Here is a 17,344-nt window from a genome sequence, read left to right as displayed (position 1 = left end):
GTGAGCACGTGGAGAGACATCTGGACCGAGGCCAGTGCCCTCGACCGGGCCGAACTGTTACGCAAGGACGATGACTGGTTGGCCACCTCATGGCGTTCTCCGCGGAGCTGGCTTGTCCAGACCGTGGGTCCTGGACGGATCGCGATGGCCGAGCAGACGTCGCTGCCGAGACTTCGGCCGCGTGGGACATTCGATGCTCAGCGTCACTTCTTCTTGGGGACGCTGGCCGAACAGGGCGCCGAGCCCCGCGCGGTGTTCACCACCCTTGAGCACGAGGACGCTCTTCCCGAGGGGCTGACTGCGATCTCGCTCCGCACAGCAGTGCCTCAGCTGCCGGGGCCGGAAGCCGATATTGCGGTGGCGGCGACCGCGATCTGCCAGTGGAACCACCGTGACCGGTTCTGCCCCGGTTGCGGGAACGCCTCCACCGTCACCGACGGGGGGTTCGCTCGCTGGTGCGACACCTGCGAGCGGTTCACCTTTCCGCGCAATGACGCGGCCGTGATCGCAGCCGTCCTCGACGATGACGACCGCATCCTGCTTGGGCATCAGAAGTCGTGGGGCGGAGGCCGGGTATCGGTGTTGGCCGGGTTCGTGGAATCCGGGGAATCGCTGGAACAGGCCGTGCACCGCGAGATCGGTGAAGAGGTTGGGGTTCGTCTCCGTGAGGTGTCGTATCTCGGCTCCCAGCCCTGGCCCTACCCGCGGTCGTTGATGGTCGCCTACTTCGCGCGGGCCGCCGACACGCGGGTTCGGGTCGATGACATGGAGATCGTCGACGCCGACTGGTTCACCCGCGAACAGGTGGCTCGCGTGATCGCCGCGCAGGACGATGCAGTGGCGGCGTCAGGCCGAGGAGCATCAGGATGGCCGGACGGGGCCGAGTCGACGACTCGCGACGTCGCTCTGGGCGGAGTGCCCATCTCACTGCCGGGCCCGGGCACCATCGCGCGACGCCTGATCGAGGCGTGGCTCGCAGACGAGACCGGTCTCAGCGTCCCAGCCCAGACGCCCGGTTCGCCGGATGCACCACCGCACGCCTGACCGACTCGGCCGAACCGATGACGTGCACGTGGCGTCGGGCCCGACTGATGGCTGTGTAGAGAAGTTCCCGGGTCAGCAGGGGCGATTCTGGAGGGGGCAACACCACGGTCACCTCCGAGAACTGGCTGCCCTGCGATTTGTGGATCGTCAACGCGCGCATGGGGCGAGCAGCGTTCAACACCAGGGCGGGCAGCAACGCTGGAGTGTCGCCGACGGTGAACGCGGCCCGCAGGCCGCTCGGGGTGCGGATCACGATACCGGTGTCACCATTGGCGAGCCCGATGTCGGGTTGGTTCGCAGTGTTGAGCAGGGGGAGCCCCACGTACCAGTCGTGCTCGGATGCGGCATCACTCAACGGCACCGCTTCATCCAGCCATTCGTGGATCCGTGATTCCCAGGCCGCGACACCCCAGAGGCCGTCGCGATGGGCGCACAGAAGTCGGTGGTGCTCCAGCAGGTCCAACGCGGTGGTGGCGTCACCGGCGTCGGCTGCGGCATGGAGCCGCCGTCCATGGGCGATGACACGTTCGCGGACGGGTGCGAGGACTGTCTGCCCGGCGGTGGCCGCATCGACATCACTGAAGGTGACGTCTTCGTGCCCTGCGGTGAGGACACTGACTGTGGCGTCGGGGTCACCGCGGCGGATGGCGTCGGCGAGGTCGGCGATGCCGCCGGTGAATCGGAATGTGTGCTGGAGTCGGACCACCGGTGGGGCCAGCACGGCGGGGAAGGGGTGCGCAGGGGCTGCGAAGGACTGGAGATGGGCGGTTTCAGCGGCCGAACTCTGCGTCCCACCGGTGGCGGTGATGTCGGCCATGACGGCACCGGCCTCGACCGAGGCGAGCTGATCGGGGTCGCCGACGCAGATGAGTCGGCAATGCGCGGGAAGGGCGTCCAACAGTCGTGCCATGAGGTGCAGCGCGACCATCGACATTTCATCGACCACCACGATGTCGTGGGGCAGGGGGGCATCGCGTCCTCTGGTGAAGCCTTGGGACGGGCGATAACCGAGCAGCCGATGCAGTGTGGTGGCTGCTGGGATGCCATCGAGGAAGGAGCTCCAGTGGGGCGGCAGATCGCCACGGGCCTCGATGATCGATTCGGTCAGCCGGGCGGCCGCCTTGCCGGTGGGGGCAGCCAGTGCGACGCGTGGGGGATTGGTCTCCCCCGTCTGCGCGTGGAGCCGGGCGAGCACGGCGAGGATGCGTGCGACGGTGCGCGTCTTTCCGGTGCCGGGCCCGCCGGCGAGCACCAGACGTGAGCCATGGGCGGCGATGACCGCCGCCAGTCGTTGCTGATCCGAGGAGCCCTCGGGAAGCAGGGAACCGTCGAAGAGTTCATCGAGGGAACTGCGGAGCATCTCCCCATCGACCGCGGTGGGTGAGGCTGGCGAACTGTTCAGCCATGCCCGCAGGTTCTCCTCATCGTTGAAGTGTCTGGCCGGGTACAGCAGTCCACCACGACGACGCAGTGGCGCTCCGGTATCGGGGGCATCGGCGTCATCCACCAGACCGCTGGCCATGAGGGAGGCCCACCACACGTCCGGTTCGGGCCAGGGGAGATCGGCGTCGGGGGCGACCTCGGCGTCAAGCACGAGTTCGTGGGCGCGGCGCAGGTCGACACACACCGATCCGGCGCGGAGCGCGCGCAGCGCGATGGCCAGCCCGAGCCGGACGTTCTCGTCGGGCTCGGCATCGGGACGATACAGCTCATGCAGCCGTGTCGCGGCATGAACCTCGGCAGCGCCGATGACGCCGGCGTCGTTGAAGGTCTTGAGCAGGCCGGTGGCCGCCAGGGCACGGTCGGCCGAGTGTGGGTCGACGCTGAGTGTCATCGTGTTTTTCCTCCTGCGGCGTCGGTGGAGCGAGACTGCTCCGTCACGTCGATGCGATCGGACAACTCTTCGATCATGGACGCCGGTGGGTGCCAGGTGAAGACGCCGCAGCGTGCACCATCGATGACCGGGGTCGCCTCACCGCCCATGCCGCGTACGAAGAGGTAGGCGACACCACCCAGGGAGTGGTCGGGCCGGTAGTCGGTCAGACGCCAGCGCAGGAAGCGGTGCAGGGCGACCGAGTACAGCAGGGCCTGCAACGGATAGTGCGCATGGATCATGGACTGCGCCATGATCGGCATGGTGTGGTGGCGCAGGAGAAGCGGACCGGGATCGGTGGGCGGAAGCAGCCAGTTGGTCTTGTAGTCCACGACGAGGAACCGTTGGGGTGAACCGACGCGCAGCACGGCGTCGATCGAACCGGTCAGGAATCCCCGCAGCTCCTGCTCGCAGAGCCCGGGGGCACGCAGGTGCGCGGGGTAGTCCACGAGCGGATCGTCGGCCGGGAGATGATCTTCCAACAGGTCTGCGATATCGCCCAGCCGGATCCCGGGCCGGGCCGCCGTGGCGTGCTGCCCTCCGGCGAGCGGCATCTCGAAATCGAGTTCGGGAAGGCGATCGTGGGCCGGGATGTCGCGGAGGCGCAGATCGTCCGCGACAGGCCCCAACGGCGTCTCCACCACCGGCAGCAGGGAAGCGGCCAATTCTTCGGGTTCGACGCCCAGGCTCGGCAACCGCATCGCCCAGTGTTCACAATGTCGTGTCAGCTCGGCCAGGAGATCTGGTGCGGCCGGATCGAAGTCCTCCAACACCGCGTGCACCAAGGTGCCGAAGGCGGGGCCGCGCGGAAGGTCGGCCATGGGAGAAACCGCCTCGGGGGAGACCGTGTTGATCGTTGCGGAGACATCGGACGCCTCGGCTGAGGCGGGTCGGGCATCGATGGTGCCATCGGACGGGGCAGGGTCATCGAGCAGTGCATCGGCATGTTCGATCGACGGTTCGGTGAGTTCCGATGGTTGTCCGGGGCCGTGCACGTCCTGCGTCAATGAGGAATACGACGAACGCCGCCACCCGGTGTCGAGCTGACGCTGCCAGCGACGCACCGACAGCTCGGGGCGTTCCACGGGGCGCGGATCGGCGGATTCGGCCAGCACATGCGGCAGTTCGGCACAGTGGATACCCGGATGCTGCACACGGCTGAGCTCCTCGGGCCGACGAGGACGGACTCGCTCCGGCGTCCTGCCCTCCTCGGCCAGAAGCATGCGGTGCAACGGGGCGCGGGACGCGTCCGGCGTCGACCCCTTCTTCGCCGAAGCCGCCCAATGAAGCACCAGATGACTTTGTGCACGCGTCATGGCGACATAGGCGATGCGCAACAACTGCGCGTTCTCGTCCTGACTGTGACGGCGCAGCGGCTGGCTCTCACCCTGGGCGGTGACGTGGAGCCGGCGACCACGCTCCCCGAGGTAGGTGATGGGATCGCCCTCCTTGTGGGGAGGCTGCCAGCCAGACCACAGCGTCGGGGCGTACACGACGGGGAACTGCAGCCCCTTGGCGCGATGCACCGTGAAGATCTGTACCGCGTCCGCATCGGTTTCCAAGCGTCGGCTGGCTTCGGCCCCGGCATCACGTTGGAGCGCCAGCCAATGCCGCACGCCCGCGATCCCCAGTCGGTGACGACGCTGCGCAGCGTGGAGCAGCTGCCCTATGTGCTGCAGGTCGGTCACGAGTCGATCACCACCCAGTGTGGTGAGCAGACGAGCGGTGACGCCGTGGGCATCGAGAGCCTGGGAGAGATCGGCGATGGAGTTGGACGCCATCTGTGACCACGTGCGGACGCGTGTGGCCAAAGCATTGACGGTGTCGTCGTCAGCGCTCACCAGATCGGCGAAGGACATCCCGATGATCGGAGTGAGTGCCAGACGTCGCACCGTGCGGGAGTTGGGTTGTTCGCAGGCGCTCAGGAGCTGCTCCCAGATGTGGCCGGCCTCGCTGGTGAACACATTGGTGGCGCCGGCATGGACGGCGGGGATTCCCTGCTTGATCAGGGCGGCGCAATAGGCGTCGGCGTCGGCATTCGACTGCACGAGGATCGCGATGTCTCCCGGGCTCAACGAACGACCGTCATCACCTGTGGCGGTTTCGGTGGCCTGCTCCATCACTGTGGTCACGTTCAGCATCCGCCCGATGTCCTCCACGACGTCGTTGAGGATCATCGGTTTGATCGTGAAGTCATGACGCGTCTTGGGCACGCTGCGGATACGCAATGGTCCGGTCATGTCGGCGTCGGCGATACGGAGTCGTGAACCCTTGCGTCGCGCCCTGACCGGGTGGACCCGGATCTCATCGGAGCCGAGGGAGAGGTCCTGCAGCAGGTGGGCAAGAGCGTCCACCAGCGACGCGTCGCTGCGATGGTTGGTCGTGAGGGTCAGCGTTCGGTCGGCCGCCCGAGTGGCGCGCAGGTACGCGTGGATGTCACCGCCACGGAACCCGTAGATCGACTGCTTCGGGTCGCCGATGAGTACCAGGGTGGCCGGGGGCGGGTCGGTGTGTTCACGCGCCCCGAACGCCCGATGCAGGATCGTCCACTGGCGATCGTCGGTGTCCTGGAACTCGTCCACCAGAACGATCCGATGGAGCTGACGCAGCCGTACCACGGCACGGTGGCCGGCATCCTTGTCGGTCACGGTGTCGACGAGGAACCGGATCTTGTCGTCGTGGGTGTGGATGCCACGTATCCGCTGACGCCGTCGTACCTCTTCACGAACGCTTCTGGCGAAGCGGACCTCGTCGAGCTCACGTCCTTGGGAGTCGACCTCGGAATCCACCTCGGCATCGGATGCGGCGACCGCCCGCGCGATCGCGAAGGCCCGTTGGGGAGTGAACGAGGGGTTCGGGTCATTCCCGAACCGGCGCACGTAGAAGTCGGCGGCGACCTCATCGGCGAGATCGTCGAGGCGTTCGACGAAATCGGTACGGGGGCTGCCATCGCCCAGGACACCGAGATGGGCCGCGGCATCGTCGCAGAACCCGTGGATGGTGGCGATGGTGGCGGCATCGAAGTCGCCGAGTGCGGTGTACAGGCGAGCCCGGCGCTCGGGTGCCCGTTCCGGTTCGTCGGCGAACATACGGTCGACCGGGTGCTCGCTCGAGGTGATCCCGGTGGCGATCACCTCGTCGAGGGACGCCACGGCATCCACCAGGCGCGCCCTGATCGTCGTTCGGAGATCGTGGGCGGCGGTGCGGTTGAACGTCACCACCAGGAGCTGGGCGAGCACGGCGTGGCCGTCGGCCAGATAGCGGGTGCACAGGGCCGCGATGGTCCACGTCTTGCCCGTGCCGGCCGAAGCCTCGAGCACCACCGTCTCGTCGAGCGGGAGGGGGGCGGTGATGTCGAACTCGTCGGCTGCGCTGCTCATGACAGCTTCCTCTCGTGGTCGAGCATGGGTGTGATGACGCGTTCGGAGACCTGTGTGAAATCCGGTGCCTCTCCGATGTTCCGAGCGGGGCCGATGAGCATCTGCCATGTCTCGTCGTGCGCATACATCTTGCTCCGGTACCCCAGATATCCACCGGATTCGATGAGTTCACAGCCACAGTCCGGTGGCCACAGCACCGGCCGGTGCAGGCCCTGCCAGTGGATCTCCAGGAGTTGCCGCAGGGCCGCCCGTGCCGTCGATTCGGCGACGGGACCCTGATGGCGGCTGCCCTGACTTCCGATGATCGCGGCCTCCCACGGCTCGGGCTGGAAGGTCGTCAGCGCCAGCAGGTTGATCCATCCCTGGAGACGTCGTTTTCCGCGGATCGTGGAGGGCGTCGCGGACACGATGCAGCGTTCATGGATGTCTCCCACGGTTCCGGACAGCCGGAACCGTCCGATCTCCACCTGTCCGGTCACGGTCCGCAGGGGGCCGCGGCGGTGACGTTCGAGTGGACGGAGTATGTTCTCGGCCTTCGCCATGGCGAGCTCGAGGGATCGGGAGCCCATTGCCCGGGGTGGGACGGCACCGCGTCGACGCTCCACATCGAGCAGGGTGTCAGCGTCGACGCCAGCCAGCAGACCCCGCAGCAGACGCTGGGCGACCTGGAAGATGTCGAGTCCGTCGGATTCGAGCGGCAGCTGTTCGGACGGTTCATCCTCCTGCCACGTGGAGATACCACCGCGGGCCCGCAGGTAGTGATTTCCGGGGTGACGGAAGAAGGACAACAGGTCGCTGAGCTCGATATCGATGGGGGAGCCCTCGGCGTGCTCGAGGGCTGGGAGGGGCGTGTCGTCGAACACGGGTCGGGCCGGGGTGAGCGGTTCGGTCCGTGCCGCCTCGGCCGACGCCAGCGCCACCTCGTCGAAACTGAACGGCGGATCGCACAGGTCGCTCTCCCCATGGGACTGGAGGGGATGCCGACGTGTGATGACCGCCGGGTCGGCACCGAGACCGACACAGGTGTCCAGAAGATCCTGGACGGGAGGAGCCGCGGCCACCGGTTGGTTGGTTCGTTCGTCGAAACCGCTGTGGATCACCACGAGCCGTTGCCGTGCCGACATGATGGCGTCAAGGAAGGCCTGCCGGTCTGCGGCCCGTGGGTCGGGGTCGCCGATCTGCGGATGCACCGCCACGAGGTCATCGCCATCGGGCCGGACGGCGCGGGGAAAGACGCCATCGTCCAGGCCGAGAAGCACCACGGCGCGGTGGGGGGCCTGACGCATCGGTGCAAGTGTGCAGATCGTGATGGCGCCGGTGCCGAAGGCCGACCGAGTGGGGCGACCGGACAAGGCCTCCGACAGCATCGCGACCGCATCGGTGGAACGCAGCAGGGCTGTTGTGTCTTTGGCGCGGGTGTCGGAGATGTCGGCCAGCACCCCGTGGGCGTGGCCGATCTGCCAACTGTCGTCGGGTGCGACCGCGGTGAGTTCATCGATGATGCGGTGGCCCAGAGTGACCCATTGCGCCGCAGTGGCCTGGGCTGAGGCTGTGTCGACGAGATTGGCGACGCGGTCGACGAATTCGGCGAAATGGCCCACGAGGTCGGTCTCATTCGACTCGACGCCCTCCACCGGCACAGCGGTGCCGGCGGTGTGGCGGTCGTCGTCCTCACGAAACAGGCTCAGCAGGAGTCGGTCACGAGCGCTCGCCCAGGTGTTCTGGTCGGTGCCCACGCGGAACCTTGATCGAAACGTGGCATCGATGCCCCAGTTCACCCCGGCGGCGTCGATGAGCTCGGTGAGGGCCTCGAACTGGCCCTCACGGCCCCAACCGAAGCGGCGGGCGACCGGAGCCGCCGCGCACAGATCCAGAAGGTCCGAGCGTGATGCACGGCCGGTCGTCAGTTCCAACACCGAGGCCAGCACATGAAGCACCGGGTTGACCTCCCGCAGGGAGTGGTCGGCCAGGCGTACCGGTAACGCCTGGCCCGGATGGGCCGAGCCCTCTGGGGGTGCGGTGAACACCGCGTGGGCCAGAGGGGCGACTTCCGGCATGTTCGCGCACTGCACGATGATGTCGCGGGGCTCGAGCGTCGGATCGTCGGCGAGGAGCCCGAGCAGGACCTCGCGCAACACCTCCACCTGACGATCCAGACCATGACACCGGTGGAACATGACGCTGTCATCATCGTGGCCACGGCCGCCTTGCTCACTGCCGCCTCGTTCAGGTTTCCCTTGTTCAGGGGCGCCTTGTGCAGGGTCGTGTTCGAACGTGACTTCGGGGGCCTCATCGCGTCGGATCGCGTCTTGAACCCGCGCCAACAATGTGTCGGTTTCCTCGCGGGTGTCAGCGTTGTCCTCGGCGGGGACGCCCGTGCTCGGCCAGGCCTTGTGCTCGACGACGCCCTGGAGCTCCCGGGAATCCCGCCCGAGTCGCGCCAGCAGGGGGTTCGTGGCAATGGTGGCGGTGGGGTCGTGATCGCGTGACGGAAGTGCCCCGGTACGTTCCCCGCTCCAGCGGTCTGCGACCTCGTGCCACAGCTGCGGTGAGGAATGCGGAAGCCAGAGCACCACCTCCCGATCCTGCCCCAGGGCTTCCAACACGGTGGTGTGCAGGGCCGTGAGGTGGTTGGGGGACCACACCGCCAGCCGTGGGGGGAGGTTGACGATCTGCGGGTCGGCCCTCAGGTCATCGGCCAGACTGATGAGTCGTTGCGCAGGGTCGGGAACATCCATGCGACCCTGCAGAGCACGCCACAGGTGGGCCTGCCAGCGGAACGCGTCATCGAGTGGCTTTCCTGCAGCGTCCACGTCGTCCCCGAGCGTCCATCGCCGCATGAGGCCTGGACGCAGCGTCGCATAGCGGTGCAGACGCCGTGCGGCCTGCTCGGCGACCACATAGCGCCGGGTGTGTTCGGCGGCGATGTGACGTTGCAGCACACGGCAGTCCGGACGTGCGGCGATCTCGTCGAGAAGATCGAGCACCGACCAGATCAGTCGTCCCGGATCCCACGGATCGAGATCGTCGACACCGGCAACGACAGTCAGCACCTGTGCGCACAACCCATCGAGGCGCTGGAAGTCGATGGCTGCACAGACTCCGAAACGTTGCGCGAGCTGCTGGGTCAACCATCGCTGGACACCGGCGGAGGGCACACACACGACATCGGCGCTGAACGGATCGGCGCGCGTGCCGTCGAGCCACGTGGCCAGCTCTGCGGCCAGCGGAACCGATGCTCCGTGGACGACTCGGACACCGGCACCCGACAGTGGGGCGCCGGTCTGATTCGTGGCCGCGCTCATGGCCGGAGACGGGGAGGTGTTCACGATGCGTAACGCTACTGGTCGGGTCCGACATATTCGGGCCAGAGGGGGCGAACGAACCTTCGATGCCCGAGTGAAGACCTGCTCGGGGTGAGGACTGGCGTACGGTGACGGGGATGGATGACGAACTGTTGGACGCGTTGGACCCGGAGCAGCGTCAGGTGGCGACGCGATTCGACGGTCCCATGGTCGTCATCGCGGGCGCCGGAACGGGCAAGACCCGCGCCATCACCCACCGCATCGCCCATGGCGTGCGGATCGGTCGTTACGTGCCGACACGTGTTCTCGCCGTCACCTTCACCACTCGGGCGGCCGGTGAGATGCGTGGACGGCTGGAACGGCTCGGTGTGCAGGGCGTCCAGGCCCGCACCTTCCACTCGGCGGCGCTGCGTCAGGCCCAGTACTTCTGGCCCCGTGTGCACGGGCATGACCTGCCGCCGGTGCTCGAGAACCGGATGTCGTTGATCGCGGAGACCGCCGGGCGTATGCGGCTCAGCACCGACACCGGCACTCTCCGTGATCTTTCGGGAGAGATCTCCTGGGCCAAGGTCTCCAACATCTCGCCCGAGGACTATCCGACGCTGGCGCGTTCGGCCGGACGCGAACTGGCATCGGTGGACCCCGAGACGGTGGCCCGCGTCATGGAGACCTATGAGGAGACCAAACGCAGCCGCATCCGTATCGACTTCGAGGACATCCTCCTGTGCTGCTGCGCACTGTTGGCGCAGAACGAGGAGATCGCAGCCCAGGTCCACGACCAGTACCGGCATTTCGTGGTGGACGAGTACCAGGACGTCAATCCGTTGCAGGAGACCCTGCTGAGCCTGTGGCTGGGGCGTCGGGAAGATCTCTGCGTCGTGGGCGATCCCGCGCAGACGATCCACTCCTTCGCCGGAGCACGTGCCGACTACCTGACCGATTTCACCACGCGTCATCCCGGGGCCGATGTGGTGCGGTTGGTTCGCAACTACCGATCGACGCCGCAGATCCTCGACCTGGCGAACCGCAGCCTGCACGGGCGCAGCAGCGGGGAACAGGGGGCGGGGCACGCGGCCCTCGGAGCCGTGCGGTTGCAGGCCACCCGGGGCAGGGGACAAGACCCGGTGCTGACCTCGGCCGCATCGGAGGCCGATGAGGCCGAGGCGGTGGCCCGCTGGCTGGGCGGTCTGGCCGAGCGCGGCGTCGCCTATCGGGACATGGCGGTGCTGATGCGGACCCGTGCACAGTCACCCGCGGTCGAACAGGCACTCACCGATGCCGACATCCCGTACCTGGTCCGGGGCGGTGAACGCTTCTACGAACGCCCCGAGGTGCGTCGGGCCCTGGGGCTGTTGCGCACACACGCCAAGGCGGCCAGCGCCGATCCGGTGATCGAGCAGGTGCATTCGGCCCTGGTTGCCGCGGGCTGGACCCAGAGCGCGCCCACCGGAGCCGGCGCCGCACGCGAGAAGTGGGAGTCCCTCGCAGCCCTGCACACGGCGGCGTCGGACTTCATCGCCGACAGCGACGACGTGACCATGGCCGGGCTCGTCACCGAGCTGGAGTTCCGCGCCAACGCCCAGCAGGTTCCGGCCGCCGAGGGCGTCACGCTGGCCACGATCCATTCGGCCAAGGGACTGGAGTGGGATGCCGTCGCGGTGATCGGCGTAGCCGAGGGGCTGCTGCCGTTCGTCCTCGCCAAGCGACCCGATGAGGTCGTCGAGGAGCGGCGCCTGTTCCACGTGGCGGTGACGCGGGCCCGCAGTCACCTGCACATCTCATGGCCCACGACGCGCGCCGGTGGCGGCGGACGCCGCCGCTCCCGCTTCCTGGACGGCGTCGTCCCCGACACCTCCGAGCCGGTGCAGCGTCGTCGCACCCGGAAGGTGAGCGTGGCGACCTGCCGCGTCTGTGAGCGACCGCTGGGAGCCGGCGTCGAACGCAAACTCGGACGCCACACCACGTGCGAATCCAGTTACGACGAGGACCTGCTCGAAGCACTGCGCGCATGGCGACTCGAACAGGCCAAGGAGCGCGGCGTCCCCGCCTATGTCGTGTTCACCGACGCGACCCTCGTGGCCGTGGCCGAACAGCTTCCGGCCGATGAGAGCGCCCTGCTCCGCATCCGTGGCATCGGACGGGTGAAGGTGGACACCTACGGTGAAGGACTCCTCGGCGTTCTGCGTGCTCACCGGAGCTGATCGGCGTGTCGTTGTGTGAGGAACGCGATGCTGGGATGCATGAATCAGATCTCGCAGGTCACGCAGGTCTCACCGATCTCCCACACCTCATCGATCACACAGCCCGCCCCGGTCGATGTTCATCGCCCTCTGCAGGGGAGGACGAGAGAACGGGCGAGTGGGCACGAGGCAGGATCTGAGAAGACGCCGCGGCTCCTCACCGAGGTCTGGCGACGCGGTGACGGTGACCATCAGGTGGGCCTCGATGTGGAAGGGGGCGTCCGATTGCGTGTCGCGGACGACATCGCAGCGGCCCTGCGTCTTCTCGACGGACGCCACACCCTCGAGGAGGTGGCGGCGCTCGAAGCCGTTGATCCGGTGGCGCTGCGTGAGACGGTCACAAGCATTCCCAAACACCTCTGGGCCGCTGACGGGGACGCTGCTCCTGCGGTGCGTCTGATCGGAGCCGGGCATCTGGGGCGGACCTTCGCTGAGCAGTGGACGGCGGCCCGGCCCACCGTGCCCCTGGTGCTCATCGATCCGATGCCGCCACCGCCCGGGCTCTACGAACAGCGATATCCCTCCGCGGCGGCCTGCCTGCAGGCGGCGCTGGCCGAAGGCTGCGTCCCGGATCACGGTCTCGACGTCAGTACCCGACAGCACTGGTGGGACGCACCGGGCCGACCCACCATCACCGTCATCGCCCAGGACGCCGCCGAATGTGATCGCGCGCTCACCGGAAGCCTGGTGCGTGATGACCAGCCGCATCTACTGATCCGCCCGTTACCGACCGGCGCGGTGGTGGGTCCCCTTGTGGAGCCCGGAACCACAAGTTGCCTCCGCTGTGCTGATCTGATCCGAGCCGGTGATGCGGGCTGGGGGAGCGTTCTGGCTCAGGCGGTCAGACGGCGCGTGGTGCCGTCACACCACCATCTCGCCTGGGCGGCCTCGGTTGCTGTGTTCCACTTGGGCAGATGGATGGACCACGGCGCGTGCGCGCTGCAGGGGGCCACCTGGGAGTCGACCGAGATCAGCGGAGAGCACGTGACGCGACTGTGGCCGCACCATCCCGACTGCGGATGTGGCGGCCTGTGATGCTGCCGCAGATGACACTTCGTTCCCGGTCGTTCAAAGCCGATTCGGGTGCGCTGCAGAATGGGACCCATGGCACGCAACAGGGATGACCTGCCCACCTCGGGCATGGGACGAGCAGCTCGATTGATCCGGTTTCCCCTCGGAGCCGCGGGTAGGGCCACACGTGGTGTTGGTCGACGATTGGGTGGCGCGTCGAGCACGGCCGCGACCGAGATGGCCCGCACCGAGGCAGCCGATCAGCTCTTCAGGGTTCTCGGTGAGATGAAGGGCGGCGCCATGAAGGTGGGGCAGACGCTCAGCCTGTTCGAATCCTTCTTCCCCGAGGAGATGGCAGCCCCCTACCGCACCCAGCTCAAACGACTCCAGGATCAGGCTCCGCCCATGCCGACCTCACGGGTCCATCATGTGCTGTCCGGTGAGCTCGGGGAGGACTGGAGCAAGCTGTTCTCCGAGTTCTCCCCGCGACCTGCCGCTGCGGCGTCGATCGGGCAGGTCCATCGCGCTGTGTGGGCGGCCACGGGTGAGCCTGTCGCGGTCAAGGTGCAGTACCCGGGAGCGGCGGCGGCCCTGCGGGCCGACCTCACCCAGATCCAACGGCTCGGGGGAGTGCTGGCGCCCCTCGCCGGCGGCATGGAACTGCGGCCTCTCATGGAGGAGATCGTCTCGCGGGTGGGCGAGGAGGTCGACTACGAGAAAGAAGCCGCGGCCCAGGAGCAGGCTGCCCGTGGCTTCGAAGGGCACCCGGAATTCGTCGTGCCGCATGTGCTCGCCCACACAGACAAGGTGATGGTGAGCGAATGGATCAGTGGCAAGAGCTTCAACCGTATGGCCGACGAACCACAGGACGTGCGCAATGAGATGGCCCTGCGCTACGTCCGGTTCCTCTTCGCCGGCCCCCAGGAAGTGGGACTCCTGCACGGCGATCCACATCCCGGTAACTTCCGGGTTCTTCCCGACGGCCGTCTCGGAATCGTCGACTTCGGTCTGGTGGACCGGCTGCCCGGAGGCCTCCCGCCCGCCATGGGACGCCTCATCCGCATCGCGATGACCGGGGACGCGGACACCGTCACCGAAGGGCTGCGTGAGGAAGGCTTCCTCCTTCCCCGTGCCGGAACGGTCAACCCCTAGGAGATCCTTGACTTCCTCAGCCCCTTCCTGGAGCCCGCGGAGACCGAAGAATTCCACTTCCACCGTGAGTGGATGCGCCACGAGTTCGACCGCGTCATGGCGGCCAAGAACTCCAAGGTCATGCGGCAGATCAATCTTCCCGCGAGTTACCTGCTCATCGATCGCGTCTGGCTCGGCGGCATCGCGGTGCTCTCACAGCTCGATGTGCGGGCCAACTTTCGGCAGATCCTCGATGAGTACCTTCCTGAATGGCGGGCACCCGACGCCTGACGGCGAAGAATAGAAAACCCCTTGCTCTGCAGGAAAGACCCTGCTGCATGAAAGACCCTTGCTGTATGAAAGACCCCGGGGGCGCCGCCTGCCTTCCCCTGCGAGCGGCGCAACACCCCGGGGTCTGGGCATGGAATCTATGACGCCGGAGGGGTCCGCGTCAACTGCATGTGACCACTTGGTGGAGTGGACTTATCCACGGTCTGTGGACAAGTCTGTGGAGATCCTGTGAATGTCGTGTGTGGTCTGTGCGGATCGCTGTGGAGTTCTGTGCAACAGTGGGGCCTGTGCCCACGTTGAATACCGTCGTGGCGGCCTCTGATCGGGAACGCTCTGTGGATGGACGCCATGAACTGCTGACCGTGGATGGCGAGACCGTCGAGATCCGCCGGAGCCGTCGCCGTACCAAGACCGTCGCCGCCCACCGGGAGAACGGCCGCATCATCGTCCTGATGCCGGCCCGGCTCAGCGCTGACGAACAGCAACGCTGGGTGCGGAACATGGTGGAACGGGTACGTCGGCGAGAGCGCTCGCGACGTTCGGGCCACTCCGACGACGACCTCATGGAGCGGGGGCGGAAACTTCTGGAGCGTCACGTGTGGCCGCACACCACAAAACAGTTGGCTCCCACCTCGATCCGATGGGTCTCGAACCAGAAGCGGCGGTGGGGCTCCTGCACGGTGGAGACCGGTGCCATTCGGCTCTCGGACCGGCTGCAGTCGTTCCCGGACTTCGTCATCGACTACGTGCTCGTCCATGAGCTTGCCCACCTGTACGTGGCCGATCACACCCACGAATTCTGGGCCTTGGTGGAGCACTATCCGTGGACCGAGCGTGCTCGGGGTTTCCTCGAAGGATGGTCGACAGCCCGGAATGCTCCCGCCGGTGGGGGCGAGCAGAACAGAGCCGTGGATGACGAGGGAGAGTGACCGACGTCGGATCGCAGCGGCGTCAGATCTCGTACTGCAGGTATTCCTGGGCAGTGAGAACGAGGAGGCGGACCGACTCGTCCACCTGAGGCAGGGCATCGGTGCGGAACCACTCGGCGGGCGTCTCGGGAGACTCCGCCACCGGTTCCTCATCGGGGTCGGCGATGATGAGGAACCGCACATCGAGGTGATAGGTGGAAGCATCTTCGGCGTGGTGCCGCACGATGTGCCGGTCAAGCTGGATGGGCTCGGGCTTGATGTCCAGTGAGGACAACCCGGTCTCCTCGCGTGCCTCTCGGAGAGCGGCGTCGGCCAAGGAGGCATCAGTCGCCTCGATGTGGCCACCGGACTGGAGCCAACGCCCGAGCCCAGTATGGAACACCAACACCACCTGACTTCCGTCTTCGGAGCAGATCAGAGAACTGGCGGTGAGGTGGGCCTCGGCGTTGTCCCGCGACCACGCCTCGTCGCTGGCCTCCAATACGTCGAGAAACCTCCGTCGCAGCGCTTCCTGCTCCGAGGTGGGTGCGGGCCAAGCCTTGAGGGTCTCCACGCATGACGCATGCAGTGATGCGGTCATCGTTCGTCTCCGTCCCGGGGACTCGCCCCATCGTCTCCCTCTGATTCCAACAACTTCCGCAGTTCTTCGTCGAATGCGTCGACGCTCGGCGTGTCGTCGCTGCCCTCGACGTCGGGGCGGACGAAGCCCAGCGGATCATCGAGATCGTGGGTTCCGGGGAGCAGATCGGGGTGTCCCCAAGCTGCCTCGCGCCGTTGCGCACCGCCGTCCTCACGTAGCGCGGCCCACAGATTCTCGGCATCGCGGACGCGACGTGGCCGCAGTTCGAGCCCCACGAGTGCCTGGAAAGTGGCCTCGGTCGGGCCGCTGGAGGCACGCCGACGCCGCAGCGACTCCACGATGGGTGCCGCGGTGGGCATCCACTGGCCGGTGACATCGGCGGTGACATCGTCGACCCAGCCGTCGATGAGGGCCAGCAGGGTCTCCAGTTCGGCGAGGACGCGGTCCTGCTCGGGCGTTCTCCGCGGAGCGAACAGGTTGCCCTGAAGCTTCTCCGACATCTCCTGCAACTGGGAGAGATCGGTCATCGACTCGAACTCGCCCATGGCCTCCTCCAGGCCGGAGGTGTCGATGGTGATCCCGTGGGCATAGCGCTCCACGAGGGACAGGAGGCGTTCGCTCAACCATGGTGCGGCCGCGAACAGGCGCTGACGAGCCGATTCCCGCAGGGTGAGAATGAGCCAGATGTCGTTGGCGTCCTGCTCGAGTCCGTCGGCGAACTCCTCGACATTGGTGGGCAGCAGAGCCACGGTGTGACAGTGCTCGCCGTCGAGGGGAAGGGTGGACTCGGTGGCCGATACCACCGAGGACGCCAGGTTCCCGATCGCCTCGGCGGCCTGGGCGTGGAACACCGTTGAGCCGGTCTGGCGCAGCATCGGACGGATCATCGCCTCCAGTCCCGCGATGGGGTTCTGCGGGTCGGCGTCGCCCTGGGAGTCGGCCAGTGATCCCATGGCGTCGGCCAGCGCAGAGGCCACCGGGTCGATCAGGCGGCGCCACGTGGGCATGGTGTTCTCGACCCACTCGGCGCGGCTCCATGCCTGGATGCGGCCGTTGGTGGCCGGGAGATCGACATGCCGGTCGAGCCAACCCTCCACGATCCGGGCGGCATCCCCGAGTTGGCGGCGCGACGCATGCGTCGGGGTCGGATCTTGTCCCTTCGTCTGGACCACCTTGCGGGCCAGGTCACGGACCGTCTCCCACGACTTGGCCGACCCGTCGGACTGTGGGCCGAACATTCCGCCGCCAGATGCACCGAGCTGCCCGAACATCTGCTGGACCTGACGCATCATCGCTTCGAAGTCGGGTTGGCCACCCGGCCCGCCCATGGACCCCCCGAACAGCATCTCGAACGGATTCGGCGGCTGATTCCCGCGGTCGTCGCCGGACTCGTCGCGGTTCGGTTCGCCGGACTCGTCGCGGTTCGGTTCGTCGGGGCGATCGTTGTCGGCCATGTGTCTCCAAACGGTCTGCGTCGGTCGACGCGTCTTTGCCAAACGGATTGGGCGTCGGCCGTCATCGGGCGGCTGTACGTCTTCACGTGTCGTCTGCATGACGTGC

Annotated in this window: 11 protein-coding genes; 6 read left to right on the top strand and 5 right to left on the bottom strand. The window is 67.1% G+C overall.

The annotated features are described in order from the left end of the window. Positions 1–1,044: an NAD(+) diphosphatase gene (gene nudC / locus FB460_RS07265; RefSeq protein WP_142093492.1), complete on the top strand. Its 1,044-nt coding sequence runs from the start codon at positions 1–3 to the stop codon at positions 1,042–1,044. Here the strand turns inward: nudC and recD are convergent. The 3 genes from recD to recC are packed head-to-tail and all read right to left on the bottom strand — an operon-like array spanning position 992 to position 9,626. Beyond that, a complete protein-coding gene (gene recD, locus FB460_RS07260) occupies positions 992–2,878 on the bottom strand; it encodes an exodeoxyribonuclease V subunit alpha (RefSeq protein WP_142093491.1) in 1,887 nt (628 codons plus the stop codon). The two genes, nudC and recD, sit on opposite strands and share 53 nt — an antisense overlap. Then, positions 2,875–6,297: a UvrD-helicase domain-containing protein gene (locus tag FB460_RS07255; RefSeq protein WP_170209993.1), complete on the bottom strand. Its 3,423-nt coding sequence runs from the start codon at positions 6,295–6,297 to the stop codon at positions 2,875–2,877. The genes recD and FB460_RS07255 overlap by 4 nt, the downstream gene beginning before the upstream one ends. Continuing rightward, positions 6,294–9,626 (bottom strand): exodeoxyribonuclease V subunit gamma, encoded by a 3,333-nt coding sequence (gene recC, locus FB460_RS07250; RefSeq protein WP_142093489.1) that lies wholly within the window; start codon positions 9,624–9,626, stop codon positions 6,294–6,296. Before recC ends, FB460_RS07255 begins: the two co-directional genes overlap by 4 nt. 113 nt (positions 9,627–9,739) lie before the next feature. Between recC and FB460_RS07245 the strand changes: the two genes are divergently transcribed. The 5 genes from FB460_RS07245 (at position 9,740) to FB460_RS07230 (ending at position 15,204) form a co-directional block, all read left to right on the top strand. Next, positions 9,740–11,803: an ATP-dependent helicase gene (locus tag FB460_RS07245; protein WP_142093488.1), complete on the top strand. Its 2,064-nt coding sequence runs from the start codon at positions 9,740–9,742 to the stop codon at positions 11,801–11,803. 39 nt (positions 11,804–11,842) lie between these two features. Next, positions 11,843–12,877: a hypothetical protein gene (locus FB460_RS07240; RefSeq protein WP_142093487.1), complete on the top strand. Its 1,035-nt coding sequence runs from the start codon at positions 11,843–11,845 to the stop codon at positions 12,875–12,877. Between the two features lie 69 nt (positions 12,878–12,946). Further along, entirely contained in the window at positions 12,947–14,005 is a 1,059-nt protein-coding gene (locus FB460_RS07235; protein ID WP_246044320.1) for an ABC1 kinase family protein, read from the top strand. A gap of 72 nt (positions 14,006–14,077) precedes the next feature. Further along, positions 14,078–14,275: a hypothetical protein gene (locus FB460_RS13310; RefSeq protein ID WP_246044319.1), complete on the top strand. Its 198-nt coding sequence runs from the start codon at positions 14,078–14,080 to the stop codon at positions 14,273–14,275. Positions 14,276–14,562: 287 nt separating this feature from the next. Continuing rightward, positions 14,563–15,204, top strand: a complete 642-nt coding sequence (locus FB460_RS07230; RefSeq protein ID WP_246044318.1) for a M48 metallopeptidase family protein — start codon at positions 14,563–14,565, stop codon at positions 15,202–15,204. Between the two features lie 22 nt (positions 15,205–15,226). On the opposite strand, the gene FB460_RS07225 is transcribed toward FB460_RS07230, so the two are convergent. Together FB460_RS07225 and FB460_RS07220 are read right to left on the bottom strand one after the other, a co-directional pair. After that, entirely contained in the window at positions 15,227–15,784 is a 558-nt protein-coding gene (locus FB460_RS07225) for an NUDIX hydrolase (protein WP_142093486.1), read from the bottom strand. Then, positions 15,781–17,238, bottom strand: a complete 1,458-nt coding sequence (locus FB460_RS07220) for a zinc-dependent metalloprotease (RefSeq protein WP_142093485.1) — start codon at positions 17,236–17,238, stop codon at positions 15,781–15,783. Before FB460_RS07220 ends, FB460_RS07225 begins: the two co-directional genes overlap by 4 nt. Between the last annotated feature and the right edge of the window lie 106 nt (positions 17,239–17,344).

Origin of the sequence: Propioniferax innocua, assembly GCF_006716235.1 — a bacterium.
Taxonomy (GTDB): Bacteria; Actinomycetota; Actinomycetes; order Propionibacteriales; family Propionibacteriaceae; genus Propioniferax; species Propioniferax innocua.
The sequence above is the reverse complement of the archived record's forward strand: the minus strand, read 5'-3'. Positions and strand labels throughout refer to the sequence as shown.

What these genes read in the sequence shown, in the direction of transcription:
- recD (WP_142093491.1), bottom strand. Translation starts at nt 2,878, where the DNA reads ATGACACTCAGCGTCGACCCACACTCGGCCGACCGTGCCCTGGCGGCC.
- FB460_RS07255 (WP_170209993.1), bottom strand. Translation starts at nt 6,297, where the DNA reads ATGAGCAGCGCAGCCGACGAGTTCGACATCACCGCCCCCCTCCCGCTC.
- FB460_RS07245 (WP_142093488.1), top strand. Translation starts at nt 9,740, where the DNA reads ATGGATGACGAACTGTTGGACGCGTTGGACCCGGAGCAGCGTCAGGTG.
- FB460_RS07240 (WP_142093487.1), top strand. Translation starts at nt 11,843, where the DNA reads ATGAATCAGATCTCGCAGGTCACGCAGGTCTCACCGATCTCCCACACC.
- FB460_RS07235 (WP_246044320.1), top strand. Translation starts at nt 12,947, where the DNA reads ATGGCACGCAACAGGGATGACCTGCCCACCTCGGGCATGGGACGAGCA.
- FB460_RS13310 (WP_246044319.1), top strand. Translation starts at nt 14,078, where the DNA reads ATGCGCCACGAGTTCGACCGCGTCATGGCGGCCAAGAACTCCAAGGTC.
- FB460_RS07225 (WP_142093486.1), bottom strand. Translation starts at nt 15,784, where the DNA reads ATGACCGCATCACTGCATGCGTCATGCGTGGAGACCCTCAAGGCTTGG.
- FB460_RS07220 (WP_142093485.1), bottom strand. Translation starts at nt 17,238, where the DNA reads ATGGCCGACAACGATCGCCCCGACGAACCGAACCGCGACGAGTCCGGC.